This window comes from Antiquaquibacter oligotrophicus (assembly GCF_020535405.1).
Taxonomy (GTDB): Bacteria; Actinomycetota; Actinomycetes; order Actinomycetales; family Microbacteriaceae; genus Rhodoglobus; species Rhodoglobus oligotrophicus.
Map to the genome: position 1 here is coordinate 1,410,416 of NZ_CP085036.1, position 25,070 is coordinate 1,435,485.

At 67.2% G+C, this 25,070-nt stretch carries 31 protein-coding genes; 14 read left to right on the forward strand and 17 right to left on the reverse strand.

Features of this window, described 5'->3' with window-relative positions; translation table 11 throughout:
- The first annotated feature begins 21 nt into the window (after window positions 1–21).
- On the forward strand, window positions 22–1,488 hold the full coding sequence (locus tag LH407_RS07060) for an SGNH/GDSL hydrolase family protein (RefSeq protein ID WP_322134694.1): 1,467 nt from the start codon (window positions 22–24) through the stop codon (window positions 1,486–1,488).
- Here LH407_RS07060 and LH407_RS07065 read toward each other — a convergent pair.
- Window positions 1,485–1,916 (reverse strand): VOC family protein, encoded by a 432-nt coding sequence (locus LH407_RS07065; protein WP_322134693.1) that lies wholly within the window; start codon window positions 1,914–1,916, stop codon window positions 1,485–1,487. The genes LH407_RS07060 and LH407_RS07065 overlap by 4 nt on opposite strands.
- Before the next feature lie 9 nt (window positions 1,917–1,925).
- Window positions 1,926–2,372, reverse strand: a complete 447-nt coding sequence (locus tag LH407_RS07070; RefSeq protein WP_322134692.1) for a hypothetical protein — start codon at window positions 2,370–2,372, stop codon at window positions 1,926–1,928.
- Window positions 2,373–2,499: 127 nt separating this feature from the next.
- On the opposite strand from LH407_RS07070, the gene LH407_RS07075 reads away from it, so the two are divergent.
- The 8 genes from LH407_RS07075 (at window position 2,500) to LH407_RS07110 (ending at window position 7,488) form a co-directional block, all read left to right on the forward strand.
- Window positions 2,500–3,453 (forward strand): TIGR03557 family F420-dependent LLM class oxidoreductase, encoded by a 954-nt coding sequence (locus LH407_RS07075; protein WP_322134691.1) that lies wholly within the window; start codon window positions 2,500–2,502, stop codon window positions 3,451–3,453.
- 10 nt (window positions 3,454–3,463) lie between these two features.
- Window positions 3,464–3,679, forward strand: coding sequence for a hypothetical protein (locus tag LH407_RS07080; protein ID WP_322134690.1), 216 nt, complete (start codon window positions 3,464–3,466; stop codon window positions 3,677–3,679).
- 22 nt (window positions 3,680–3,701) lie between these two features.
- Entirely contained in the window at window positions 3,702–3,938 is a 237-nt protein-coding gene (locus LH407_RS07085; protein WP_322134689.1) for a hypothetical protein, read from the forward strand.
- A gap of 26 nt (window positions 3,939–3,964) precedes the next feature.
- Complete coding sequence (locus tag LH407_RS07090; protein WP_322134688.1) at window positions 3,965–4,120, forward strand: hypothetical protein; 156 nt, start codon at window positions 3,965–3,967, stop codon at window positions 4,118–4,120.
- Window positions 4,117–4,326, forward strand: coding sequence for a hypothetical protein (locus tag LH407_RS07095; protein WP_322134687.1), 210 nt, complete (start codon window positions 4,117–4,119; stop codon window positions 4,324–4,326). Before LH407_RS07090 ends, LH407_RS07095 begins: the two co-directional genes overlap by 4 nt.
- Before the next feature lie 100 nt (window positions 4,327–4,426).
- Window positions 4,427–5,515, forward strand: a complete 1,089-nt coding sequence (locus LH407_RS07100; protein WP_322134686.1) for an LLM class F420-dependent oxidoreductase — start codon at window positions 4,427–4,429, stop codon at window positions 5,513–5,515.
- Between the two features lie 59 nt (window positions 5,516–5,574).
- Window positions 5,575–6,705, forward strand: a complete 1,131-nt coding sequence (locus tag LH407_RS07105) for an epoxide hydrolase family protein (RefSeq protein ID WP_322134685.1) — start codon at window positions 5,575–5,577, stop codon at window positions 6,703–6,705.
- A 9-nt stretch (window positions 6,706–6,714) separates the two neighbouring features.
- Entirely contained in the window at window positions 6,715–7,488 is a 774-nt protein-coding gene (locus tag LH407_RS07110) for a sulfite exporter TauE/SafE family protein (protein WP_322134684.1), read from the forward strand.
- An 8-nt stretch (window positions 7,489–7,496) separates the two neighbouring features.
- On the opposite strand, the gene LH407_RS07115 is transcribed toward LH407_RS07110, so the two are convergent.
- From LH407_RS07115 to LH407_RS07150, 8 genes are all read right to left on the reverse strand, one after another.
- Window positions 7,497–7,889 carry a Fur family transcriptional regulator gene (locus LH407_RS07115; RefSeq protein WP_322134683.1) on the reverse strand — a complete coding sequence of 131 codons (393 nt, stop codon included), beginning with the start codon at window positions 7,887–7,889 and terminating at the stop codon, window positions 7,497–7,499.
- 8 nt (window positions 7,890–7,897) lie between these two features.
- Window positions 7,898–8,755 carry a metal ABC transporter permease gene (locus LH407_RS07120; protein ID WP_322134682.1) on the reverse strand — a complete coding sequence of 286 codons (858 nt, stop codon included), beginning with the start codon at window positions 8,753–8,755 and terminating at the stop codon, window positions 7,898–7,900.
- Window positions 8,755–9,528: a metal ABC transporter ATP-binding protein gene (locus LH407_RS07125; RefSeq protein WP_322134681.1), complete on the reverse strand. Its 774-nt coding sequence runs from the start codon at window positions 9,526–9,528 to the stop codon at window positions 8,755–8,757. Before LH407_RS07125 ends, LH407_RS07120 begins: the two co-directional genes overlap by 1 nt.
- Window positions 9,528–10,502, reverse strand: a complete 975-nt coding sequence (locus LH407_RS07130) for a metal ABC transporter solute-binding protein, Zn/Mn family (protein ID WP_322134680.1) — start codon at window positions 10,500–10,502, stop codon at window positions 9,528–9,530. Before LH407_RS07130 ends, LH407_RS07125 begins: the two co-directional genes overlap by 1 nt.
- 151 nt (window positions 10,503–10,653) lie before the next feature.
- Window positions 10,654–11,982 (reverse strand): dihydrolipoamide acetyltransferase family protein, encoded by a 1,329-nt coding sequence (locus tag LH407_RS07135; protein ID WP_322134679.1) that lies wholly within the window; start codon window positions 11,980–11,982, stop codon window positions 10,654–10,656.
- A gap of 13 nt (window positions 11,983–11,995) precedes the next feature.
- The gene (locus LH407_RS07140; protein WP_322134956.1) at window positions 11,996–12,955 is read right to left on the reverse strand and encodes an alpha-ketoacid dehydrogenase subunit beta; all 960 of its coding nucleotides are present in this window, start codon (window positions 12,953–12,955) and stop codon (window positions 11,996–11,998) included.
- 17 nt (window positions 12,956–12,972) lie between these two features.
- On the reverse strand, window positions 12,973–14,091 hold the full coding sequence (locus tag LH407_RS07145; RefSeq protein ID WP_322134678.1) for a thiamine pyrophosphate-dependent dehydrogenase E1 component subunit alpha: 1,119 nt from the start codon (window positions 14,089–14,091) through the stop codon (window positions 12,973–12,975).
- 4 nt (window positions 14,092–14,095) lie between these two features.
- Window positions 14,096–15,187 (reverse strand): histidinol-phosphate transaminase, encoded by a 1,092-nt coding sequence (locus LH407_RS07150; RefSeq protein WP_322134677.1) that lies wholly within the window; start codon window positions 15,185–15,187, stop codon window positions 14,096–14,098.
- A 71-nt stretch (window positions 15,188–15,258) separates the two neighbouring features.
- Here LH407_RS07150 and LH407_RS07155 point away from each other — a divergent pair, with 71 nt between their 5' ends.
- Window positions 15,259–15,651 carry a phage holin family protein gene (locus tag LH407_RS07155; protein ID WP_322134676.1) on the forward strand — a complete coding sequence of 131 codons (393 nt, stop codon included), beginning with the start codon at window positions 15,259–15,261 and terminating at the stop codon, window positions 15,649–15,651.
- Here the strand turns inward: LH407_RS07155 and LH407_RS07160 are convergent.
- Together LH407_RS07160 and LH407_RS07165 are read right to left on the reverse strand one after the other, a co-directional pair.
- Window positions 15,635–17,029, reverse strand: a complete 1,395-nt coding sequence (locus tag LH407_RS07160; RefSeq protein WP_322134675.1) for a hypothetical protein — start codon at window positions 17,027–17,029, stop codon at window positions 15,635–15,637. The genes LH407_RS07155 and LH407_RS07160 overlap by 17 nt on opposite strands.
- On the reverse strand, window positions 17,022–17,282 hold the full coding sequence (locus LH407_RS07165; protein WP_322134674.1) for a hypothetical protein: 261 nt from the start codon (window positions 17,280–17,282) through the stop codon (window positions 17,022–17,024). Before LH407_RS07165 ends, LH407_RS07160 begins: the two co-directional genes overlap by 8 nt.
- Window positions 17,283–17,394: 112 nt before the next feature.
- Between LH407_RS07165 and LH407_RS07170 the strand changes: the two genes are divergently transcribed.
- Together LH407_RS07170 and purB are read left to right on the forward strand one after the other, a co-directional pair.
- The gene (locus tag LH407_RS07170) at window positions 17,395–17,919 is read left to right on the forward strand and encodes a low molecular weight protein-tyrosine-phosphatase (protein ID WP_322134673.1); all 525 of its coding nucleotides are present in this window, start codon (window positions 17,395–17,397) and stop codon (window positions 17,917–17,919) included.
- Window positions 17,916–19,298, forward strand: coding sequence for an adenylosuccinate lyase (gene purB / locus LH407_RS07175; RefSeq protein WP_322134672.1), 1,383 nt, complete (start codon window positions 17,916–17,918; stop codon window positions 19,296–19,298). Before LH407_RS07170 ends, purB begins: the two co-directional genes overlap by 4 nt.
- Window positions 19,299–19,399: 101 nt before the next feature.
- On the opposite strand, the gene LH407_RS07180 is transcribed toward purB, so the two are convergent.
- Both LH407_RS07180 and LH407_RS07185 read right to left on the reverse strand, forming a co-directional pair.
- Window positions 19,400–19,660, reverse strand: coding sequence for a hypothetical protein (locus LH407_RS07180; protein WP_322135040.1), 261 nt, complete (start codon window positions 19,658–19,660; stop codon window positions 19,400–19,402).
- The gene (locus LH407_RS07185) at window positions 19,657–20,241 is read right to left on the reverse strand and encodes a DUF308 domain-containing protein (RefSeq protein WP_322134670.1); all 585 of its coding nucleotides are present in this window, start codon (window positions 20,239–20,241) and stop codon (window positions 19,657–19,659) included. The genes LH407_RS07180 and LH407_RS07185 overlap by 4 nt, the downstream gene beginning before the upstream one ends.
- Before the next feature lie 58 nt (window positions 20,242–20,299).
- Between LH407_RS07185 and LH407_RS07190 the strand changes: the two genes are divergently transcribed.
- Window positions 20,300–21,208: a hypothetical protein gene (locus tag LH407_RS07190; protein ID WP_322134669.1), complete on the forward strand. Its 909-nt coding sequence runs from the start codon at window positions 20,300–20,302 to the stop codon at window positions 21,206–21,208.
- Here LH407_RS07190 and LH407_RS07195 read toward each other — a convergent pair.
- Genes LH407_RS07195 through LH407_RS07205 form a run of 3 tightly spaced genes read right to left on the reverse strand, consistent with a single transcriptional unit; the run spans window position 21,205 to window position 23,963 of the window.
- Window positions 21,205–22,206: a MerR family transcriptional regulator gene (locus LH407_RS07195; RefSeq protein ID WP_322134668.1), complete on the reverse strand. Its 1,002-nt coding sequence runs from the start codon at window positions 22,204–22,206 to the stop codon at window positions 21,205–21,207. The two genes, LH407_RS07190 and LH407_RS07195, sit on opposite strands and share 4 nt — an antisense overlap.
- Entirely contained in the window at window positions 22,193–22,867 is a 675-nt protein-coding gene (locus LH407_RS07200; RefSeq protein ID WP_322134667.1) for a HEAT repeat domain-containing protein, read from the reverse strand. The genes LH407_RS07195 and LH407_RS07200 overlap by 14 nt, the downstream gene beginning before the upstream one ends.
- 58 nt (window positions 22,868–22,925) lie before the next feature.
- Window positions 22,926–23,963 (reverse strand): DNA glycosylase AlkZ-like family protein, encoded by a 1,038-nt coding sequence (locus LH407_RS07205; RefSeq protein WP_322134666.1) that lies wholly within the window; start codon window positions 23,961–23,963, stop codon window positions 22,926–22,928.
- Window positions 23,964–24,208: 245 nt separating this feature from the next.
- Here LH407_RS07205 and erm point away from each other — a divergent pair, with 245 nt between their 5' ends.
- On the forward strand, window positions 24,209–24,985 hold the full coding sequence (gene erm, locus LH407_RS07210) for a 23S ribosomal RNA methyltransferase Erm (RefSeq protein WP_322134665.1): 777 nt from the start codon (window positions 24,209–24,211) through the stop codon (window positions 24,983–24,985).
- The last annotated feature ends 85 nt before the right edge of the window (window positions 24,986–25,070 follow it).

Consider the following 25,070-nt stretch of genomic DNA (forward strand, 5'->3'; position numbering starts at 1 on the left):
CGCCACCGATAGCCTCGCACCATGAGAATCGCCGCAGCCTCTCTGGCCATCGTTGTCGCCCTGGGGGCCGGAGTGACGGCGGCGAGCGCAGCATCACCCGGTGAGCTCGACGGCCTCGAGTATGTGGCGCTCGGCGACTCGTACTCGGCCGGCTTCGGCCTGACGCCCTACTCCTCGACGAGTCCCTTCGCCGGCGACCCGAACGGGTGCTACCAGGCGGACGCGAACTACCCGCACAACGTGGCATCCGCGCTCTCGCTTGACCTCACCGACCAGACCTGCAGCGGCGCGATCAGCGCCAACCTCGGCTACCCGAGCGGCACGAGCTTTCCGATCCCGGTGAGCGCCGACCCGCTGCCCGAGCTGCCCGCGACCGACCAAGTGCAGGTCACCCTGTCGGGCCTCACCGCTCCCGAGTTGCAGAACGCCGCGCTGAGCGCCGACACCGACATCGTCACGTTCGCGATCGGCGGCAACGACCTCGGCTTCGCGAACATCGCCACGGCGTGCATCCGCGACGAGGTCGGAGCAGACACCCACCCGCTGTACCTCTACTACGACGTGGGTGCCGACGTGGAGAACTGTGCGCAGTACTTCGGCTCCGGCAGCAGCTACCTAGGCGCTGACCTCTTCGCCCGTCTCTCCGGCGACGTCGAACCACGGCTCGCAGCAACCTTCGACGCGATCAAACAGCTCGCGCCCAACGCGCAGGTGTTTGTGGTCGGCTACCCGCAGATCGCGCCCGCCAACGCGACCGACGCGTGCTTCAGCTCCATGAGCAACGACAACGCCGTGCCCTTCTCCGGCGTGGACCTCGAGTTCATCCACACCGTCGAGAGTGCGCTGGATGACACGCTCCAAACGCAGGCGGAGGCTCACGGGTTCCACTTCGTCTCCACCTGGAGCTCCACCACCGATAACACCCTCTGCTCCTCGGACCCCTGGATTGCGGGGCTCACCGCGTACGTCAACTTCGAGTCGTCGTGCGACGACGGCTACCTGCCGCAGGCGGACGGTTACGTGTGCGTCAAGCTCGGGGCCCTGCACCCCAACGAGGAGGGTGTCGCCAACCTCACGTCGATCGCGTCGGCGGCGATCCACTCCGCGTTCCACGTCACCCCGTCGGTGAGCGAAGCGAAGCGTGGGGATACGGTGACCGTGACGGGAGGCGGTTTCCACCCGGGTGAGACGGTGCGCTTGGAGCTGCGGCTCGGTGGCGTAACCCTCGTCGTCGGCAGTGCCGTGGCCGATGCATCCGGGAGCTTCACTGCGACTGTCACGATCCCGGCGAGCGCTGCCATCGGCACACACGCGCTCCACGGTGTAGGTGCCGAGTCCGGGCGCTCGTTCAGTTCGACGTTGAGTGTCACGCACGTCGGTGCACTCGCGGCCACCGGCTCCGACGCATTCGTTGCGCTCGGGCTTGCCGTCGCGCTGCTTCTGCTCGGTGTGAGCGCCGCCGCGATCGCCAGGCGGCGTACGCGCTAGTGCAGCTCCTGCGCGAGCATCACGATGATGCCGCTCGGACCGCGCACGTACGTGAGCTTGTACACGTCCTCGTACGTGGCCACACCTCGCAGCGGAAAGCACCCGTGCTTGGCGGCGATCGCTAACGCTTCGTCGATGTCGTCGACGGAGAAGGCGACCCGGTGCATGCCGATCTCGTTCGGAAGGGTCGGATCCGTCTCGATCGCGTCGGGGTGGATGTACTCGAAAAGCTCGAGACGCCCGTGCCCGTCCGGTGTCTGCAGCATCGCGATCTTGGCGTGGTTGCCGTCGAGCCCGACCGCAGTGTCCGTCCACTCGCCACTGACTTCGTCACGGCCGATCACCGTCAGGCCGAGGTCCGTGAAGAAGGCAACGGTCTCCTCCAGATCGCGCACGGCGATGGCGACGTTCTCGAGCTTGATCGGCATGCGGGGAGCCTACTCGGCGGCGGCGCGGGGCGGGAGGGCGTTGCGCCGCCGGAGATTTTCGCGCAGGAGCCGCGTCGACGACCCCAAGTACAACGCAGCGAGGGCGGCATCCTCGATCACGTAGACGATCAGTGACCACTCGTGCTCGACAATCACGAGCACAACGTTCACGACCACACGCGGAATGAAGAACAGCACCGCGAGCGCGAAACCCGCGCGTGGGCGCGCCGTCAGCCGCCACCAGTCGCGGGGCGGCTCGATCACCTCGTCGCGACCTCGGAACACTCGGGTGGCGCCGTAGATGATGGCGAACTCGATGGCGGCAATGAGGAATGTGGAAGTCCACACTGGAAGACCGACGAGCGATCTCACCAGCACGAACATAACGATCACACCGGCAACAACGTAGGCCGCTTTCCAACGCCTCTGCGTGATGCGCAGCGGATTCCACCGCATCCTGCCCCCTCGTGTGACGAGCTACAGGATAGGGCCCTGTAGCGCGACCGGGCGCTCACGACAACCCCTAGGCACGGGCATCCGATCGGCGGATCGTGGAAGGAGACCACAAGCGAGAGGACCGCGCATGCAGATCGGGTACAAGTTGGCGACCGAAGGCTTCGAGCCGAAAGAGATCATCCGGCAGGCGCTGAAGGCCGAGGAGGCGGGCTTCGACTTCGTCGAGATGAGCGACCACTACCACCCGTGGCTCGACACCCAAGGGCACAGCGGGTTCACGTGGTCACTGTTCGGCGCTATCGCCGCGAGCACGCAGAACCTCGGGCTCGTCACCGGCGTGACCTGCCCGACCATGCGCTACCACCCTGCGATCATTGCTCAGGCCGCAGCCACCATGGCGATCATCTCCGACGGGCGCTTCACGCTCGGTGTCGGCTCGGGCGAAAACCTCAACGAGCACATCATCGGCCAAGGCTGGCCTGTCGTCAGCCGTCGCCACGCGATGCTGCGCGAAGCCCTCGAGATCATCCGCTTGCTGTGGCAGGGCGGCTACCAGAGCTACACGGGAACATACCTTCAGCTCGAGGATGCCCGCGTCTTCGACCTGCCCGACGAGCTTCCCGCCATCGCGGTCGCTGCGAGCGGCGCCCCCTCCGTCGCCCTCGCGGCGGAACTCGGCGACGGCCTCTTCGCGGTCGAACCCGACGCGGAGCTCGTGCAATCCTTCCGCGGCGAAAAGAGCAGCGGGCCCCTCTACGGCGAGGTGGCACTCGCCTACGCCGAGACGGAGGAGGCCGCGCTCGAGGTGCTCATGGAGAAGGAGCGCTGGGCGGTCGGCGGCTGGAAGGTGATGTCCGAGCTGCCGAACCCCGTCAACTTCGATGCGGCGTCGGCGACCGTGCGCGAGGACGACCTGCGCGAAGCATTCGCCGTGGGGCCGGACCCCGAGAAGCACCTCGCCGCGATCGCCGAGTTCAGCGACGCAGGTTTCGACCACCTCGTGTTACACAACTCCGGCCCCGACCCCGACGCGTTCTTCGACTTCTATGCCAGCACCCTCCGACCCCGACTCACAACCTGAGGAGAACCACATGAGACGTGACGAACTCGATGACGGAGCCCTCGCGGGCATCGTGAGCGGCGACCAGGGCATCGATGACGACCTCGCCGCCGAAGAGCAGAGCGCCTTTGAGGCCGACGAGCTGGGCATCCCCGAGGAGGCGCAGCCCGACACGCAAGGCGAGGATCCGCTCGAAGCCGAACTCGGCGAGGACGGCCAAGGCGACCTCGCGCCCGAAGACCTCTAAATCCACTAACGAAGGAGCAGAAATGTCTATCCCCAACGGAATCCCCGACGACCGTCCCGCCCGCGAAGGTGTTGAGGAGCTGCCCGAGGCCGACTTCATCGAGCAATCCCGCCCCGAGGTGGAGCAGGACCTCGACCCCGAAGCGCCGGCCGACACCGAGCCGCAGGGCGACATCGACACGTCGGAAGCGAACGAGGCCGACGTGCTCGAACAGCAGCGCGACGTCGACATCAACGATGACTACCGCAACGAGCTGTAGCCGCAGCTAGTGAGAAGGAGAAGCACATGCCTACGGATGCAACGACCCCAGCCGACGAGCTGAAAGCTCCGGTGCCCGCGGCCGAGGCCAACCTGCCAGACTTCGGCGACGAGGAGCACCCCGAACCGCCGTCGGATGACCACCGCCCGTTCACCGACCACGACTTTGGGAGTACCTCGTGACGATCCACAATGAGCAGCCGGACGACGAGCACCCCGAGAGCCTCCTGCGTCAGGGTCATGAGGACCAGGGCGAGCCGCTCGAGATGGGTGTGCCCGGCGAGGAGGGCAAAACCGCCGACCCGGCGACGCCGGACGGCCAGCTCGACAGCCAGGACATGCCCACCACCGATGGCGAGATGACCGACGGCGGCATGCGCCAGGCGTAGCGCGGCGGCGGCAGTACCTGCTGGTTGAGGAGCCGCGGCGCAGCCCGGCGTCTCGAAACCACGCCAACGCGCGGCGCACACCCCCGCGTACCCTGGACGCATGCGCATCGCCTACTCGACCGGCTACTGGAGTGCGGGTCCGCCGAAGGACGCGCTCAAAGCAATCCGCACTGCCGAACGTCTCGGCTACGAGTCGGTCTGGACGAGCGAGGCCTACGGTTCCGACGCGTTCACCCCGCTCGCGTGGTGGGGTTCGCGTACGAGCACCATCAAGCTCGGCACCGCGATCGCGCAACTCTCGGCGCGGCCCCCGGCAGCGGCGGCGATGGCGGCGATCACCCTCGACCACCTGTCGGGTGGCCGTTTCATCCTGGGTCTCGGGGCTTCCGGTCCGCAGGTCGTGGAGGGCTGGTACGGCCAGCCGTACCCGAAGCCGCTGGCGAGAACCCGCGAGTACATCGGCATCGTGCGCGACGTTCTCGCGCGCGAGCATCCGGTGACCTCCGCCGGACCGCACTACCCGCTCCCCTACACGGGACCGGATGCCACGAACCTGGGCAAACCTCTCAAATCCACCGTTCACCCGCTCCGTGCCAACCTGCCGATCTACCTCGCGGCGGAGGGACCAAAGAACGTCGCACTGGCGGGTGAGATCGCGGACGGGTGGATCCCGTTCCTGCTGTCGCGCAACGCCCTCGACGAGGCTCGCACCAACCTGGAGGCCGGGTTCGCGGTGCGCGCTGCCGAGCGCAGTCCGCGGGAGGACTTCGAGGTGATCCTCCCGATGCCGGTGGTGCCGCACCCCGACGTGGAGGCCGCGGCCGACATGGTGCGCCCGATGCTCGCTCTGTACATCGGCGGTATGGGGGCGAAGGGTGCGAACTTCCACCGCGACGTGATCGACCGGCTCGGGTACTCGGCGGAGAGCGACGTCATCCAGGAGTTGTATCTGGCCGGCAAGAAGCGTGAGGCGATCGCGGCGGTTCCCACGAAACTTGTCGAGGAGCTCGCCCTCGTCGGGCCGCCGGAGAAGATCCGCGACGAGTTGGCCGTGTGGGAGGAGAGTGTCGTGACGACGTTCCTCGTGCAGGGTCCGTCGTTCGCGCTGCGCACCATTCGCGACGTTGTGCAGGGTGGTTCGATCAGCCGCGCGAAGCTCGCGGCGCTCGCCCTCGCCTACAAGCGCTGAGTCCAGCGTCCCGCGAGTGGCCGTGGGCCGCGTCGGCGGGCGGGGGTAGCGTCGCGGTCATGACGCAACCGATACCTTTCGTCATCCACCACGATCCGGCCGCGATCGACGATCTGCGCGCGCGGCTGCGCAACACCCGCTGGCCCGATGACGGTTTCGGCTGGGAGTGGGGAACGGATGTCGGTTACCTCCGCGAGCTCGTCGAGTTCTGGGCCGACGGCTACGACTTCGCGGCGCGCGAGGCGCGCCTTGCCACGACACCGAGGTACCGCGTGGAGCTCGACGGCCTCGGCATCCACGCGATCCACGTTCCCGCGGCGCGCGGCAACGGCATCCCGCTGCTGTTGTGCCACGGCTGGCCGGATGGCACGTGGCGCTACGAGAAAGTCATCGACCTGCTCACCAACCCCGACGAGGGGCCGGCGTTCGACGTCGTCATCCCGGATATGCCGGGGTTCGGGTATTCCGACAAGCCGCGCGACGTGCTCGATTCGCGAGATGTGGCCGCCCTGTGGGTGCGACTCATGGCCGCGTTCGGGTACGAAAGGTTCACGGTCGCCGGCGGCGATATCGGCAGCCACGTCAGTCGTGACCTGGGGCTCGAGCATCCGGAGAGACTCATCGCCATCCACCGCATGGATGCCGGCATCCCGCGGCATCCCGACCCGTCGCAGTTGACCGGGGACGAGCTCGCGCTGATCCAGGAGGCGCAGGCGTGGATCGTGTCGGAGGGTGTCTACGCGCAGCTCCACCGCACAAAACCGCAGACCCTCGCGGTTGGGCTGAGCGATTCACCCGCTGGCCTCGCGTCGTGGCTCGTAGAGAAGCTCCGTGCGTGGAGCGACTGCGGCGGCGATCTCGAATCGGTCTACACGAAGAGCGAGATCCTCGACCTGCTGAGCACGTACTGGTTCACCAACACGATCGACTCGAGCATCCGGATGTATCGAACCAACGGCGCCATCGACCCCGAGTATCTCGTGCGTCACATCGACGTGCCGTCGGGGTTCTCGGTCTTCGCGGGCGAGATCATCAAACCCCCGCGAGCGTGGCTGGACCGGGTTGCAGACGTCGTCAGTCATCGCGAGATCGATCGGGGTGGACACTTCGCACCCTATGAGGTGCCGGAGCTTTACGCTGCGGAGGTTCGCGACTTCTTTGCGCGATTCGACGAGCACACCGAGGGTTAGGCTGGCTGGGTGACCCGCCGCATCCTCGCCCTTATCGGAGTCGGCGTGCTGGGTGGTTTCCTCTCGGGCACGTTCGGCATCGGCGGGGGCATCCTCATGGTGCCGTTGCTCATCTGGCTCATCAAGCTCGACCAGCGTCACGCCGCAGCCCTCTCCCTCGCGGCGGTGCTGCCGGCGGCGATCGTCGGGGCTGTCACCTACGGTTTCGAGCTCCACGTCGACTACATCGCGGGCGCACTCGTCGCGGCGGGCGGTATCGTCGGCGCGCTCATCGGAACACGCCTGCTGCGCAGACTCCCCCTGGGTTGGCTGCGCTGGATGTTTGTGGTGCTGCTGGTTCTCGTGGCGGTGCGCATGCTCATCGTCGTACCGGAGACGGATGCATCCATCGACATCACCGTCTGGTCGGTCATCGCCCTCATCGGTCTCGGCCTTCTAGTCGGGATCGCCTCGGGTCTGTTCGGTATCGGCGGTGGCGTGATCATCGTTCCGGCACTCGTCGGCCTCTTCGGGGTGAGCGAACTGATCGCCAAGGGCACGTCGCTGCTCGCGATGATCCCCACGTCGGTTACGGGAACGATCTCGAACGCGCGCGCACGACTCGTGAGTCCACTCGACGGCTTCATCCTGGGTGTCGCCGCGGCCCTCGCCGCCTACCCCGGTGTCGTGGTCGCGCACCTCATGCCGACGTTGGTTTCGCACATCCTTTTCGCCGTGCTGGTGCTGTTCGCCGCGACGCAGCTCGCCATTCGCGCCTGGCGCATGCGCAAGCAGGAGAACTAGCTCGAGCGTTACGCCTTTTTCGAGCAGGACGCGCACAGCCCGAACACGTCGACGACGTGATTCGGCTCGGTGAAGCCGTGCTCGGCGGCAACCTGACGTGCCCACTCCTCGACGGCATCCGCTTCGATCTCAACCGTCAGACCACAGTTGCGGCAAATGAGGTGATGGTGATGGGTGCCGGGGGTGCACGCCCGGTACAGGCTCTCGCCCTCCTGCTGCAGCGAGTCGGCCTCTCCCTCACCGGCAAGGTCGGAGAGCGCGCGGTAGACGGTCGCGAGGCCGATGGATGATCCGCGTTCCCGGAGGGTGGAGTGCAGCGCCTGCGCGCTCACGAACGCTTCGGACTCCCCGAGGGCCTCGCGCACGGCTTCGCGCTGCCAGGTGTTGCGCTTGACGACCATGAACCCTCCTATCCGACGGCTTCCACTGTAGACGGCACCCGCGTGAGGGCTTTGCCCCGCCGCCAGCCGATGAGGCGGCACACGAGGTAGATCACAAACGAGATCGTTGTGATGAAGGGGCTGATCGGCAGGGAGCTTCCGATCGCGATGAGGATGCCGCCGACGGCCGAGACGAGCCCGAAGAGCATGCTCAACACGGGAACCATGATCGGCGACGCCGACACTCGCAGGGCTGCCGCGGCCGGGGTGACGAGCAGCGCCAAGACGAGCAGTGCACCGATCACCTGAACGGACACTGCGATCGTCAGCCCGAGGAGCAGCATGAACACGAGGCTCAACCAACGCGACGGAACACCGCGAGCAGCCGCGACCTCCGGGTCGAGACTGTCGAACGAGAGCGGACGCCACACGAGGAGCAAAACGATGAGCACGGCGACGGAGATACCGACGAGGGCGCCCAACTGATCGAAGTTGACCGAGATGATCTGGCCCGTGAGCAGCCCGAACTTGTTGCCGCTCCTACCCGGGTAGAGAGCCAGGAACAGGATGCCGAGTCCCAGCCCGAAGGGCATGAGCACACCGATGATGGAGTTGCGGTCACGGGCTCGCGCGCCGAGCACACCGATGATCGCCGCAGCGATGAGCGAACCGACGACGGAGCCGAGCACAACGTTGGCGCCGATGAGCAGCGCCCCGGCCGCGCCCGCGAACGAGAGCTCGCTGATGCCGTGAACGGCGAACGCCATGTCACGCTGCATCACGAAGACGCCGATGAGTCCACCGACGATACCGAGCACGGCTCCCGCGAAGACGGATGCTTGAACGAGCGCGAGGATGTCGCCGTAGTTGCTGAAGTCGAAGTACATCAGTGGTGCCCCGCCTCTGCCGCGCCCGCGACGAACACACGCCCGCCCCGACGAAACACCTCGACGTCGGTGCCGTACAGCGAGCTCAGCACCTCGGAGCGCAACACCTCGTCTGGTGTACCGACGGTGAAGCGCCCCTGCGCGAGGTACAACACCCGGTCCACCATGCTGAGCACGGGATTGATGTCGTGGGTGACGAAAATCACCGCGGTCGAGGTCTGTGTGCGCTGCTGATCGAGAAGTTCTGCGACCCCGCGCTGGTGAGCGAGGTCGAGGCTCGTAAGCGGCTCGTCCGCGAGCAACAAGAGTGGGTCGGATGCCGTGGCCTGAGCAACCCGCAGGCGCTGCTGCTCTCCGCCCGAGAGTGCCCCCATCGGCTGGTCGGCGTAGGCGGTTGCCCCTACGGCGGCGATCGCGGCATCCGCTCGACGGCGGTCGGTCGACGACGTGAAGGGCAGCCCGAACCGGTGCCCGTTGATGCCGAGCGTCACGAGGTCTCGCCCGCGTAGTGGCGTGCCGGGTGCGATGAGCCGCTGCTGCGGGATGTACCCGATGCGACGATCACCGCGGTGCACGGGCTGGCCGCCGAGCTCGATGGTGCCCGAGTCGAGCTTCTGCTGCCCGAGGATCGCGCGAAGGAGACTCGTCTTGCCGGAGCCGTTCGCACCGAGCACGGCGACGAACTCACCCGGCTGTACGTCGAGATCGAGGGAACGCCAGAGGGTGCGCTCGCCGAAGCTGAGCGCACCCTGACGGATGGTGAGGACGGTCACTAGGTCAGCTGGGTCCTGATCTCACCGAGGTTGTAGCGCTGCATCCACGTGATGTAGTCGAGGCCGCTCGGCAAGGTCTCGGTGAACGAGATGACCGGGATGTCGGCGGCATCCGCGGCCTCTTCCACGCGCTCGGTCTCGGGGCTCTCGGTCTGCTCGTTGTAGCCGAGCATCACCACCGAGCCCGAGGAAATGAGGTCGAGGGTCTCCTGGAGTGCGAGGGGTGGAACATCCGCCCCCTCCTCGATCGCCTCGGTGAAGTCCGGCGGCGTGAGGTTGACGAGACCGACCGCGTCGAGGAGGTAGCCGGGCACGGGTTCGGTCATCGCGGCACCCTTGCCGGCGAGGCTCTCGGCGAGGACGTCCGCCTCAGCCTGGAGTTCGTTGAGCTTGCCGATGAACGTGTCCGCGTTACTCGTGTACGTGGCTGCGTTGTCCGGGTCGATTTCCCCGAGTTCGTGCGCGATCTCGGTCGTGAGGTTCACCATGGCGGGGAACGAGTACCAGACGTGCTCGTTGAACCCCTCGATGTGGTCGTGGCCGTCGTCCTCGGCGTGCTCCTCCTCCGCGTGATCATCCTCGGTGTGGTCGTCATCCGCGTGATCGTCGCCGAGCAGGCCGGACAGCTCAACGGCATTGAGCACGGGTGCGGTGGTGTCGGAGCCGGAGATGAGCTGCTCCATGAAGGGGTCGTAGCCTCCTCCGTTGAGAATCACGAGGTCTGCCTCGGAGACGAGGAGTTGGTCTCGCGCGGACGCCTCGAAGCTGTGGGGGTCCTGGTCATCGCGGGAGATGATGTTCGACACCTCGATGAGGTCGCCACCGACGGCGGAAGCGATGTTGCCGTACACGTTGGTGGAGGCCACAACCGCGGGTCCGTCAGACTCGGGCGCGGCGTCGGGGGTCGGGCTTGCCGCGCATCCGGCGAGCGCGAGGGCGGTAACGGCGATGACGCCGAGGGGAAGTCTCTTCATGATGGCTTTCTAGCGCGAACGGTAATGAGATTCGTTATCAACACCGTAACACAGCTCATTCACGCCGGCGACCTCCGGGGGGCGACCGCGCGCCGCAGGGGGCGGCGGCGCGCCAGATCTGTCGCTGCCGCAGGGGCGGCGCGCCGTCAGCTCAGTCCAGGAGGAGGGCGGGCTCTTCGAGCACCGAGGCAACGTCGGCGACAAAACGGCTCACGACGTCGCCGTCCACCACACGGTGGTCGAAGCTGCCACCGAGGGTTGTGACGAACCGCGGCCGCACCTCGCCGTCGACAACCCACGGCTTCTGTTTGATCGTGCCGAGCACGAGGATGCCCACCTCGCCCGGGTTCAGGATCGGGGTACCCGTATCCATGCCAAACGAACCAAGGTTCGTGATCGTGAACGTTCCGCCGGCCATATCCGCGGGCGACGACTTGCCGTCGCGTGCGGTGATGGTGAGCTGCTCGAGCGACTGAGCGAGTTCCTTGAGGGAGAGCTGGTGCGCGTCCTTGATGTTTGGCACAACGAGTCCGCGCGGGGTCGCCGCGGCGATACCGAGGTTCACGTAGTGATGGACCGTGATCTCCTTGTCGGTGAACGTCGAGTTCACGGACGGGTTGCGGCGGATGGCCCAGATCGCGGCCTTCGCGGCGATGAGCAGCGGGGACACGCGGATGCCAGCGAAGTCGGGTGAGGACTTCAAGCGCTTCACGAATTCCATCGTGCGCGTGGCATCCACATCGACGAAGACACTCACGTGCGGTGCGGTGAACGCACTCTTGGCCATCGCGGTGGCGATCGCCTTACGCACACCCTTGACCGGGATGACCTCTTCGCGCTCGGCACCCCACTCGGGCGTCTCGATGTTGCGGAACACACTCGCCTGCGACGCGTGACGAATCACGTCGTCGCGGGTGATCTCGCCGACGAGTCCCGTGCCCGTGATCGTCGTGAGGTCGACACCGAGATCCTTGGCGAGCTTACGAATCGGAGGCTTGGCGATGACGGCGGATGCCGCGGCCGCTGGCACACTCGCGGGCAGCGCTGCTGGTGGCACCGGGGCCGTCTGGCCTCCGCCACCTCGTTTTCTCCTCGAGGCACCGTGGCCACCGGAACCGTAGCCGACAAGCACCGCGGTCTTCTCCGCGGGTGCGTCCTCAGCCGGTGCGGGTGGTGCTGCGTGCGCGGCCGCCGCCTGGGCGACCTCGGTGGTGGCGGACGGTTCGCGCGGAACGGGCGGCGAGGCATCCCCGGACACGGTGATGATGGGGGTTCCGACCTCGACGGTCTGGCCCTCTTCGACGAGCAGTGCGGAGACCGTTCCCGCGAAGGGTGACGGCAATTCGACGAGCGACTTGGCGGTCTCGATTTCGACGAGCACCTGGTTGACGGTCACCTCGTCGCCGGCCTTGACCTTCCACGCGACGATCTCCGCCTCTGTAAGGCCTTCCCCGACATCGGGCAGCAAGAACTCTGACATTCGGTTCGCTCCTTTAGTAGGCCATGGCCCGGTCGACGGCTTCGAGCACACGGTCGACGTCGGGCAGGTAGACCGTTTCGAGCTTGGCGGGCGGGAAGGGCGTATCGAAGCCGGCCACACGCAGCACGGGCGCCTCGAGGTTGTAGAAGCAGCGTTCGGCGATGGTGGCCGCGATCTCGGAACCGACCGAGACGAAGCCGGGTGCCTCCTGCGCGACGACGAGCCGCCCGGTCTTCTGCACGGATGCGATGAGCGGCGCGTAGTCGATGGGCGAGATGGAGCGGAGGTCGACGACCTCGACACTCGTGCCTTCTTCTGCCGCGACATCCGCCGCCTGAAGGAGGAGCGAGACTGTCGGGCCGTACCCGACGACGGTGACCTCGCTGCCTTCGCGCACAACTCGGCTCGAATGGAGGGGGATGCCGGCGGACCCGAGGTCCACTTCACCCTTCGGCCAGTAGCGGCTCTTCGGCTCGAAGAACAGCACGGGATCGTTGGAGGCGATGGCCTCCTGGATCATCCAGTACGCGTCGTGCGGGCTGCCGGGGCTCACCACCCGAAGGCCGGGGGTGTGTGCGAAGTACGCCTCCGGGCTTTCCTGGTGGTGCTCGACGGCACCGATGTGCCCGCCGTAGGGAACCCGGATCACGACGGGGAAGCTCTGGCTGCCCTCGTGACGGTAGGTGAGCTTCGCGAGCTGGGAGGTGATCTGGTCGAAGCCGGGGAAGATGAACCCGTCGAACTGGATCTCGCACACCGGGCGGTAGCCGCGCATGGCCATGCCGATGGCCGTACCGACGATGCCCGACTCCGCGAGAGGGGTGTCGAGCACGCGCTTGTCACCGAACTTCGCTTTGAGGCCCTCGGTCACACGGAACACGCCGCCGAGCTCACCGATGTCCTCCCCCATGAGGATGACGTGGGGGTCGTCGGCCATGGCCTTCTCGAGCCCGAGGTTCAGGGCCTTGGCCATGGTCAGAGTTTCGACGCTCACTCGCCGCCCTCCTCGAAGGATGCTTCGTACTGTTCCAACCAGCGCGACTGGGCGTCCATGACGGGGTGCGGGTCGCTGTACACGTTCTCGAAGATCTTGGCGTTCCCGGGTGTGCCGAGCTCGGTCGTGCGGCGGCGCGCGTCGGCGGCGAGGTCCTCGCCCTCCTGGGCGACATCGGCGAAGAACGCCTCACCCTCGCCGCGCGAGCGCAGGTAGAGCTCGTACCGCGAGATCGGGTCGTTGGCCACCCAGAACTCGAGTTCCTTCTCGTCCCGGTACTTCGTCGGGTCGTCGCTCGTCGTGTGCGCACCGATGCGGTAGGTGAGCGCCTCGATGAAGCGCGGCCCCTCTCCCGCTCGAGCGGCGTCGAGGGATGCCCGGGTCACCGCGTAGCTCGCGAGCACATCGTTGCCGTCGACCTGGTAGCCGGGGATACCGAACCCCGAGGAGCGCAGGTACAGCGGCGAGCGCGACTGGCGCTCGACGGGCACCGAAATGGCCCAGCGGTTGTTCTGCAGGAAAAACACCTGCGGCGTCTGGTAGCTCGCCGCGAACACGAGCGCCTCGCTCACGTCACCCTGACTCGACGCGCCATCACCAAAGTAGACGACGACCGCTTCATCCTTCTCCGGGTCGCCCGTAGCGGTCGCGCCGTCGAACTGGATGCCCATCGCGTAGCCCGTGGCGTGCAGCGACTGCGAGCCGATGACCAGTGTGTAGAGGTGGAAGTTGCCGTGATCCTTCGGATCCCAGCCGCCGTGGCTGAGTCCGCGGAGAAGCTCGATGATGCGCATGGGGTCGACACCCCGGATGCGCGCGACAACGTGCTCGCGGTAGGCCGGAAAGATGTGGTCCTGGGCGCGGGCAGCGTAGCCGGAACCCACCTGAGCACCCTCCTGGCCGATGCTCGGGATCCAGAGGGCGAGTTGACCCTGCCGCTGCAGGTTGCCGGCCTCGACATCGAAGCGACGGATGACCGCCATCTGGCGATAGAAATTCTGCAGCTGTTCATCGCTCAGCTGCTCGATGAGGGGAAGGTACTGCTCGGTCACATCGTTCTTGACGATGGTGCCTTCCGCGGACAGGAGTTGGATCGTCGCCGGGGTGTAGGCCATTGCTCTAACCTAACCCGCTGCCGGAACCGTCAGTTCGTTGCATAGAGACAACCTCTTCGGCAGCCTTTAGGAGATTCGCCACAGCCTCGTCCTCCCCGATCGTGACGCGGACCCCCCCACCCAGGGGACGCACAATGATACCGTGCCGCTCAAAAGCGCCGACCGCGTCCATGGTGTGCTCCCCCGTCTCGAGCCACACGAAGTTGCCTTGCGGGGCCGGGATGCTCCACCCCTGAGCGGTGAGACCTGCAACCACTTCGTCGCGAAGAGCAGCCAGCCGCGCCACACGATCGAGCAGATCCGGTTCGTTCTCGAGGGACACCATGGCGGCACGCTGGGCGGGCTCGGTGACCGAGAGGGGAATCGCGACGGCGCGCGCGGCATCCATGATGTACTCCGCGCCGATCGCGTAGCCGATGCGGAGTCCCGCGAGGCCGTACGCCTTGGAGAAGGTGCGCAGAACAACGAGATTCGGGTAGCGGTCGAGAAGCTCCTCACCCCGAACCGCATCCGGATCGGTCACGAACTCCGCGTACGCCTCGTCGAGGAGAACGAGGACCGTGGACGGGACCGCAGCCATGAATCGTTCGAACTCGTCACGCGTGACCGCCGTGCCCGTCGGGTTGTTGGGGCTGCACACGATCGCAACTCGGGTGCGATCCGTCACGGCCGCAGCCATGGCGTCGAGGTCGTGACGGCCGTCGCTCGTGAGCGGCACCTGCACACTCGTGGAGCCCGCGGTCGCCACGAGCAGCGGGTAGGCCTCGAAGCTGCGCCACGCGTAGAGCACCTCGTCCCCCGGCGCGCTCGCGGCCGAGATGAGTTGTGCCAGCACGGCGACCGACCCCGCGCCCACCTGAACCTGCTCGGGTGAGATCCCGAACTTGGCGCCGATCATCCCGCGAACACCCGCAGCCGAGGCCTCGGGATAGCGATTGATGCTGCTCTGGGAGAGTGCAGCCGTGACCGCCGGGAGGGGCGGGTAGGGGTTCTCGTTGGAGGAGAGCTTGAAGGCATCCTCAGCGGCCGTTCTGCCCTGGCGGTACGGCACGATCGATTCGATCTCGGGCCTCAGTCGCACGCGGTGGCTCGTCATCCGACCAGCCTATTCGCGGCGCACCCACCAGCCCGTTGCCACCGGGTGCTCACACGGGCATAGTGGTGGCCATGACCTTCCTGGTGCGCATCCTCATCAACGCCATCGCCCTGTGGCTCACAACCCTCCTTGTCGCGGGGGTCGCGGTGCTGCCCTACGCTCCCAACGACACTCTCGCGACTGTGCTCACGTACCTGCTCGTCGCCCTCATCTTCGGCATCGTCAATGGCGTCGTCGGCAACTTCATCCGTATCGTCGCCTTCCCGATTTACATCCTCACGCTCGGCCTCATCTCCTTCATCGTCAACGGTCTACTCCTCCTCCTTGTCGCGTGGATCTCCTCCCTCCTCGGCTTCGGTCTGGTCGTTGATGGCTTCTGGTGGGGTGTGCTCGGAGCACTCGTGCTCGGTCTCATCAGCTGGCTCATCGGCATCCTGCTCCGTCCGCTCACGAAGGACCGCTGACCTTCTGCTTGAGTTCGGGTGCATCGACCCGAGCCGTCACATAGTCGACCGACGAGACGAGTCGGCCCCCAGCGCTGAACGCCGTAAGGGATGCCGCTGCATCCGTGAGTCGCGTCTGCGTGCTGCCGTCCATGAGCCCCGCCGTCTCCACGTATCCGGGTCGCTGATGCCCTGGCAGGATCGGCGCGTCTGAGAAGTCCGTCTCCGCGGATGCCCAGCGCTCCACAATGACGGCGTGCGTGTTCTCCTGGGCTCCGCCGAGCGCCGCCACGGGATCGTCGGTGTGCTCGACGATCACCGCGTTGACCGTGTCGGGAATGGGGATCTGCCCCGTTGCACCGCCGAAGGTCACGAGACCTTGGGTGTTGAACCCACCAGAGGTCGCGAGATGCGCGGCCGTTGCAGCGCCCTGCGAGTACCCGGTGAACTGCACCTCATCGTCGGGCCGGATGCCCGCCTCCGCCATCGCCGCGAGCACGGCGTCGTACGAGCCACTCCCCGCGCCCATCGCGTTGCTGATGTTGCTCGCCATGTCGAACGGCTCCCCGACCGCGGCCGGATCGAAGTCGACGGTGGCACCGACGTATACCTCGTAGCGCCTCGTGCCGTCGGGCATCTCGTAGGTTTCGATGCGCACCTGTGCACCGTCGTCCTCGCTGGAGATGGGGATGCGCGAGAAGCGATCGGAGAACGTGGCGGGGGTCGCGAGGGGGACGCGCGGGGAGGGTCGGGCATCCGTCACCCGTACCGGACTCTCCTGGAGCAACCCGAGCGGTCTGCCGAACGCGGCGACGGCGGACGCGGCGAACGGAACACCCGTGATGCCGAGACCCTGATCACCGAGGAGCGCGACAAGCCCGGGTGGCACACCGAGTCGCGCCAGGATCGCGTCGTCGGCCCCCATCGTGATCGCGCGGATCGCACGGATGACCGTGGGATTGCTCAGGACGGCATTGCGCTGCTCGGGGCTCGCGAGCAGCAGGGCTCCACCCGCGACGAGAAACGGCCCGGCGATGAGGGGTGCGAGGAGCCCCAACGAGTAGGCCCACCCGTCGACGGCGGCACCGACGGTCCACCGCGCCGCGTCTTCGGCCACCGTGTAGCCGCGGGCCGCGGCCGAAAGCCCGAGGGAGAGAAACCGCGCCTCGGCCTCAACGAGGTGCAGCGCGATTCTTGCGCGCTCGAGCTCCTGCGCGGCGCGCATCGCCGCTGCTGGCGCTCCACTGGGCGAGGTGTCGATCACGGTGGTCGCGAAATCCAGATCGACCCGGATCGCCACGGCCTCATCGGCGAGCACCCACAGTCGGTCGGCGAGCGCGACAAGACTTTCGGTTTCGACCGCGGCGGTGCCACCCGACACGTGCACGACGTCACTCACGAGCGGCCACGATTCGTGAGGCGCTCGCGATGAGGCCCACCGCCGAGTTCATGGCGTCACACGCGGTGCTCGCACTCGAGTGCAACGCGAGCGACGCGGAGTTGTACGCGCCCCGCGCCGGCCCGATCCAGTCCAGCGGCGGTGCAGCAACGAGATCGGCGGTGAGTCGCTCGACTCGGGCCCGGAGCGGGCCGATCGCGCCGAGCTGGAGCTCGAGGGAAGCGAGGAGGAGGGCATCCCGTTCGTTTGTCATCCGTTGAGCATCCCCACCGTGCCGCGGACGCCGGGTTGTACGCCGACATTCGGGGGACAACGAGGGGAAATCGACCCTGGTGGGGAGGGGAGGTCGCGGGGACAATGGGGGGATGTCGTTTGAGCGCGCACTGAGTCAGCCCGCGCTTTTTCGTATCTGCTTCGTCTGCACCGGCAATATCTGCCGGTCTCCGATGGCTGAAACCGTCTTCACCGACCTCGTGCGCAGGGCGGGCCTCGAACGCAGCATCGCCGTGATGTCCGCAGGAACGGGCGATTGGCATGTTGGCGAACCCTCGGATGACCGCACGCTGACGGCCCTCGCGGCGCAGGGTTACAACGGCTCAGGCCACCGTGCCCGCCAGTTCGACCCGGCCTGGTTCGCCGATCTCGACCTCGTGGTGGTCTTCGATCGAAGCCAGGAGCGCATCCTCAAAGCCTGGGCGGGCAACGAGCAGGACCGGTCGAAAGTACAGTTGTTGCTGAGCTTCGACGGCGAGCAGGCCGAGTTGGGTGATGTGCCCGACCCGTACTACTCCGACGCCGCGATGTTCGACAGGGTCCTCGGGATGACCGTGCGAGCCTGTACAGCACTCTTCCGGCAGATCACGCCGGCAATCCGACAGGGAGTTACATGAGCCTGCCCCCCCAGCCCTTGAGTCCTCTCGACGGACGCTACCGCGCCGCGGTCGCCACCCTCGGGGATCACCTGTCGGAGGCCGGGCTGAACCGGGCACGAGTCCGTGTCGAGGTCGAGTGGTTGCTCTACCTCACCGACCATGAGCTCTTCGGTAGTCAGCGTCTCGACCACGAGCAGGCTCGTGTGCTTCGCGAGTTCGCCGCCGAGTTCGGACAGCGGGAGATCGATCGCCTCGCCGAACTCGAGGCAACGACCCGCCACGACGTGAAGGCCGTCGAGTACCTCGTTCGCGAGAAGCTCGCCGAGCTGGGGCTCAACTCGGTGGCCGAGCTCACCCACTTCGCCGCGACGAGCGAAGACATCAACAACCTGTCCTACGCGCTCACCATCGGTGCGGCCGTTCGGGAGGTCTGGCTGCCCGCGTACCGAACCGTCATCGACACCCTTCGCGGTCTCGCCGTCGAGCACCGTGACGCCCCCATGCTCTCGCGCACCCACGGGCAGCCCGCGACCCCCACGACGATGGGCAAGGAACTCGCGGTTGTCGTCTACCGCTTGGAGCGCATCCTCGCGCAAGTCGAGGCGACCGAGTATCTCGGCAAGTTCAGCGGAGCGAGCGGCACGTTCTCGGCGCACCTGTCGGCGGGGCCCGAGTTGGACTGGCCCGCGATCTCACAGGAGTTCGTGACATCCCTCGGCCTCACCTGGAACCCGCTCACCACGCAGATCGAGTCACACGACTGGCAGGCCGAGCTCTACGCGCGCATCTCCCACGCCAATCGTGTGCTGCACAATCTGTGCACGGATGTGTGGACCTACATCTCTCTCGGATACTTCCGGCAGATCCCGCAGGCTGGCGCCACGGGTTCCTCCACGATGCCGCACAAGATCAACCCGATCCGTTTCGAGAACGCCGAGGCCAACCTCGAACTCTCGAGTGCGCTCCTCGACTCGCTCGGAGCGACACTCGTCACAAGCCGCCTGCAGCGCGACCTCACCGACTCGACGACCCAACGCAATGTCGGTGTCGCGCTCGGCCACTCGCTCCTCGCCCTTGACAACATCGCGCGAGGGCTTGGGGAGATCAGCCTCGACCAGGCGGCTCTGGATGCCGACCTCGACTCGAACTGGGAGGTGCTCGCCGAGGCCATCCAGACGGTCATCCGCGCGGAGGTAACGGCGGGGCGCAGCTCGATCGCCGACCCCTACGCGGTGCTCAAGGAGCTCACGCGCGGCCGTCGGGTCGGGCAACCCGAGCTCGTGGAGTTCATCGACGGTCTCGACATCGGGGACGAGGCCAAGGCGCGGCTGCGCGGCCTGACCCCCGCGACCTACGCGGGCCTCGCGTCATCCCTCGTCACCTACATCGAGCACTGATCTCGGTGGACGTCGCTCAGCGTCGTCCCGCTCGCTGAGGTTTGGTTCACGCGGCCCGTAACCTCAGCGGCTAGTGACCGCGGCGGGGCCAGTCAGCGCGGCTAGTGACCGCGGCGGCCGCCCTGCTCGTTGTCTTGCTCGCGGATGTCGAGCTTCTCGTCACCCGTCGGCTGCACGGCGAGCGACAGCATCGCCAACCCGACGAGGGCCACGATGAACGCGATGCCGAGAAAAACGAGCGAGAGGCTCACGTCGCGCGTCGACATGAGCACCACGAGTCCCGCGAAGATGCCAAGAACGGCGGAGAGCCCAACGAGCTCAGCGGGTCGCGTGCGATCACGGCGGGAAGGGGCGGACATCATGCGCTCGTTTCAACGGGTTCTGGGGTGGTGGCGAACTTGAGGGAGAGCCCCGCAATCACGAGGAACACACCGACGATCGCACCGTAGGCCCCCAACAATCCCACGATGATGACGGATGCCGTGAGCTGATACCCGTTGTCGTCGACCGTGTATTCCTGCACAAAGTCCGGGGGCACCACGAGCACCACGATGGCGAGCACAACGGTGAGCGCTCCGAGAAACAGGCGGTCCCGGGATACCGCGCTCCCCCGCGACCGGATGCCGAGGTAAATCTCGAGGAATCCGGTCGTGACCGCCCACGCGCTCACGAGGAACACGAGATACGGGAGACCGCCACCCGGCACGATGAGCGCCGCTGCTCCGAGCAGCACTCCGAGGGCTGCCTGCACGAGGCTCAGGCTGCGCGTTGATCCGGTCTCGTCGCGCAGTGCGAAGGCGCCGATCGCGATTCCGGTGACGACTCCGAAGATGCCGAACACGATGAGTCCGAGTGTTGCGGAGTGGTCGGCCGAGAAGGTGATGGCGATACCGAGGGCGATCGCCGGGACCGCCCTGGCAAGCGGAGCGATCCAGGACTTCACCCCTCCAGTCTAGGTTCCGTGCGGCTGGGCACCGCCCGCGAGCGCCTAGGCTGTCGTGATGCCGTTCGACGCCTCCGCCTACCCGTCCGATCTGCCCGATCTCGGCCTTCTCCTCGATGTCGACGGGCCCATCGCGAGCCCCGTCTCACGGAGCATCGCGATCCCGTCGATCCTCGACGATCTCGTCGCGCTCACGGCCGCGGGTGTGCCCGTCGCGTTCATCACCGGCCGCTCGGATGCCTTCATCCGCGACAACGTTGTCGCGCCCCTCCTCGAGCGCGGACTGGCCGATGCCCTCTCGACTCCCGGCGCCCGCATGTACGGCGTCTTCGAGAAGGGTGGCTCGTGGGCGACGATCGACGCGCACGGCATGGGCGAGGTCGAGGTCGATAGCGCGCTCGCGTTCGGCCCCGACGCCATCGGCGGTGTGCGCGAACTCGTGGAGCACGAGTACTCCGACTCGATGTTCTTCGATGAGACCAAACGCGCCATGATCTCGATCGAACAGCGCACGGATGTTGAGAACGCCGACTACCTCGAGGTGCAGCCGCACTTCGAGCGCGCGGCGTTCGACCTCGTCTCAGGCCTGGGTTACGGGCTCCGCTACCGCGACCGCGAGGCTCCCGACCGTGACGGCGAGCTCCCGTTCCGCATCGACCCCACCATCATCTCGACCGACATCGAGTCCGTACTCCTCGACAAGGACCGGGGAGCCCGCCGTGCGCTCGAGCGCTTCGCCTCGCTCGGCCCACTCCCCCGCCGCTGGGTGAGTATGGGCGACTCGCGCAGCGACTACCTCATGGCCGACTACGTGCACTCCGAAGGCTACGAGGCCACCCATGTCGATGTGCGGCCCTCCGACGGGATGCTCGACCGCCCCTACTCCGTGGTCACCGTCGACGACCTCATCCACGACGAGGCGGGCGCCGCCTACCTCGCGCGCTGCCGCGAACAGCTCGGGGTCTAGCGAGGCTGCGTCGTCTCGGGGGGCTGGGTTACGCGCAGGATGTAGCGCGCGGTGATCGCGACGCGCTCGTCCGGGTCACCGGCGAGCGCCACCGCGAGCGAGCGCGCCGTCTCCGGGGGTAGCTCAGCAAGCGCCTGGGTGAGACGCGTTCGGGAGGAGGCATCCGGTGTCTCGAGGGCGGCGGACACCGCGGCCACAACCTCGGCGCCCCGCTCTTCGTCGTTCGCGAGCAGCCCCAGCATCTCAGCGGCTGGCACATCGTCACGGCCGGCGACGATCATCTCGACGAGAGCGGGCAGCGCGTCAAACCCTCCGCTCCCACCGACGGCGAGCGCGCTCTTGTCGCGCACGACGGAGTCGACGTGGGTGAGCGCGCGTTGCAGGGCATCGATCGCCCCGAGTTTGACGAGTGACTCAACGGCACGTCGGCGCACGGAATCCAACGGGCTCCCCAGCGCCTCCTCGAGCGCCGGCACCGGGTCGCCCTTCGATCGAGCCATCGCCCACGTGAGAGCGCCGGCGACATTCGGATCCTCCTCGGCGAGCGCCGCATCGACGAGGGGCGCGACGGTCGCCCCACCGTGCGAAAGTGCGGCTCGCTGACGGGACGACGGATGCGACGACCCCAACCCCCGCAAGAGTGCAACAAGCCGCGGCACCTCCGTCCACTCCTCCGGCCGAGTGGACCGCACGGCCTCCAGCCGCCGCACGAGCTCCCGGTCCAGTTCGATGCGCTCGCGTGTGCGCGCGATCACCTCGTCGACGATCTGCTGCGGCGAGAGCGCGCCCGGATCGTCGATTGCCGAACGCACCTCGGCGAGCGAGAGCCCGAGCGACCGCAGCGACTCGATCTCGAGGAGGCGCCGAAGGTCCGCGTCGTCGTAGTGCCGGTACCCCGACGACGTTCGGCCGCTCGGCGTGAGGAGTCCGATGTCGTTGTAGTGCCGCAGCATCCGGGCGCTCACGCCAGAGAGGCGCGCGACTTCACCGATGCGCATCGTCGTCCGGTGGCAGGGCCGGTGCAGCCTGCAGCGAGACGGCACGAACCGCCTCGCGGATGAGGTCGTCGAACGTGGCGTCGGGGTCAAGCACAAGCCTCGCGGAGGCGATGGCGTGGGCGCGAGCATCCGCCGTTCCGTGCTTCGCGTGTCGCTCGAGGGTGGGAAGTGATGCGTCGCCGAGGGCGGCGAAGGCACGACTGAGGCTCAAACGCATGGTCGCATCACCGCGCCCGAGCTGGGAGGCGAGCGACTCGGCGAGCACAGCCTCCTCCCCTGGCGGCACGAGAATGGCCGCTGCCCGCCACGCGCTCCGCGCCACTTCGTCGTTTTTGTCGCGCAGAAGTTCGGAGGTGATCGCCCGCCAGCCGCGCTCGTCACCGATCTTGGAGAGTGTGTGGAGCGACTGGCTCCGTGCCTGATCGCCGCCCTCGGCTACTTCGCGCAAAAGGAGCGGCACCGAGACGGATGCGTCGTGCCGCACGATCGCCCACGTGAGCATGTCGCGCACAAAGAAGTCCGGCTCGACGGCGCTCCGGGCCACCAGCACGGTGAGGTACTCGGGCCGCGGGGCTGTGCCGGCGGTCAATGCAGCCTGCAGGCGGTCGGACGATGACTCGCGCTCGAGCGCGGCGGCGAGGGCGGTGGTGTTGGTCGTCATGATGTTCCTCCGACTATCCACCCAAGACCTTCACACCGTGTCAAGGTCAAGTGCAGATTCAGCCGTGCGGCCAAGCGTCGATCGCTGCGGCAACCGCGCGCCGGTCGCGGGGCGACAGATCGCGCACGAGATCCAGCACGGGTTCTGTTGGCTTACCGCGCACGATCGGCACACGCCACGTTCCCACAACAACCCCGTCGGCAAGAACCACGGGTCGGAAGATGCCGTTGCCACCCGGAATCATGGTGGTCATCGCGGCTTCGTCGGCGACAAGCGACCTGTCGGCGTAGCCGAGAATCCACTCGTCGAAACCGGGCAACAGATCGACGCCGGCCGGCCCGGATTCCTCAGCGGGATGCCCGATCATCAGCATCTCCGCACCCTCGACCACCACCCGCTCGAGATCTGGCACCTCCGCGAGCGCGGGACGCAGCACCCCGAGCGGCAGCTTCGTCCACCAGGCGAGATCGGCTTCGCTCATCGGGGCACGCGCGAGGATGACCGACCGCACGACCTCGGGGAGGGCATCCGTCACCGGCTGCCGAGCATTGGTCGCGACGAGCAACTGCTCCTCGCCGTCGAACGGACCCCAGTGGATGAGCCCCGCGAGGGCAAGGTGAACGATGAGGTGGTACCCGCGACCGGCGCTCGTGTCGATACCCGCCGCCTGCCACACCGTCATGGCGTCTGCCCTGCTCTGCGGGCGTTCGGCGAGGGCGGCGAGGAGCAAGCCTCGAGCACGCTCGATCACGGCATCGTCGAGACCGAGGTCGCCTCGCCGCTTGATCATCGATCGGTGCATCCGTTCGCCCGTGTGGGAGAGGAGGAACGCCAGGTGCTCGGGGGTTGTGGCGAAGAGTGTGCCGCGCAGCGGCCAGGAACGCACGAGACGTCCCTCGTCGAAGGCGGCGACAACATCGGCGACCGTGGTGCCCGGCGCCGACCGGATCGCGATCGCTCGCAGAACCGCGCGGAGGTCCTGACCCTGGAAAGCAACGGCGCGATCGACCACCTCGGTCGGTGTGAGCGTGGACCCGTCGAGGAGCTGAGACTGCCGCCGGAGGCGCCGAGCCTGGGGGCCCGCAAGGTGCTGCATCGGGAGAACGTATCGTTTCCGCGGCGCCGGCGCGAGCATCCGTTACCCTGAACGCATGGGAACTTTGTGCGCCGCACCCATGACGGGGTGCTTCTTCTTCCGCGACCGCCGCTCCTGACGGCGCGATCGCTCTAGCGCGTAGCGCGCCGTCCTCGAGATGTCCTCGGCACCTCGGGCGGGTACCTTCCCTTTTCGCGAGCCTTCGTCGCGCCCGGGGTGCTCCCTTCTCTCATCGGAGCGCACCCATGCCTCGTTCATCCCACATGCCTCGTTCCTCCCACGGGGGCCGTCACGAGCTCGGCCAGAACTTCCTGCACCACCAGCCGACCATTCGGCACCTCGTCTCCCTCGTCGACCCGGCACTCGGGCCGATCCTCGAGATCGGCGCCGGCTCCGGCGCGATCACCCGGATGCTCGCCACCCTCGGCCCGCCCGTCACCGCCCTCGAACTCGACGAGCATCGTGCCCGCGCCCTGCGTCACGCCCTGCCGTCGGTGACGGTGCTCCATGCGGACGCGATGCGACACCCCCTCCACGCGGCCACCCTCGTGAGCAACGTGCCCTTCCACCTCACGACTCCCTTGCTGCGGAGGGTCCTCACCTCACGAGGATGGTCGCGCTGCGTGCTGCTCACCCAGTGGGAGGTGGCGCGCAAACGCGCGAGTGTTGGCGGCGGAACCCTCCTGTCCGCGCAAAGCGCGCCCTGGTACGAGTTCGAGCTGCATGGTCGGGTGCCGTCGCGACACTTCGCACCCGCGCCGAGCGTGGATGGCGGCATCCTGAGCATCAGCCGCCGCGCGAAGCCGCTCGTGCCAGTCGCCCAACGTGCCTCCTACGAGGCGTTCGCGCGGGAGGTCTTCGTCGGTGGCCGTTCCCTCGCGCACGCCGTCGGTAGTGGCGCGCGCCGCGACACGGGTGCGGCGGCTCGGGCACTGCGTGAGGTTGGCATCGCCCGGGATGCTCGCGCCCGCGACATCCGCCCCGAACAGTGGTCGGCGCTGTGGAGCGCGCTCCGCCGCTGACCGCGCGCCCCATCCCAAATGCAGGAGATGCTGCTTGGGAGAGCTCGGGTCACGCATGAACCGGGCATCCCGGGGTGAATCTCCT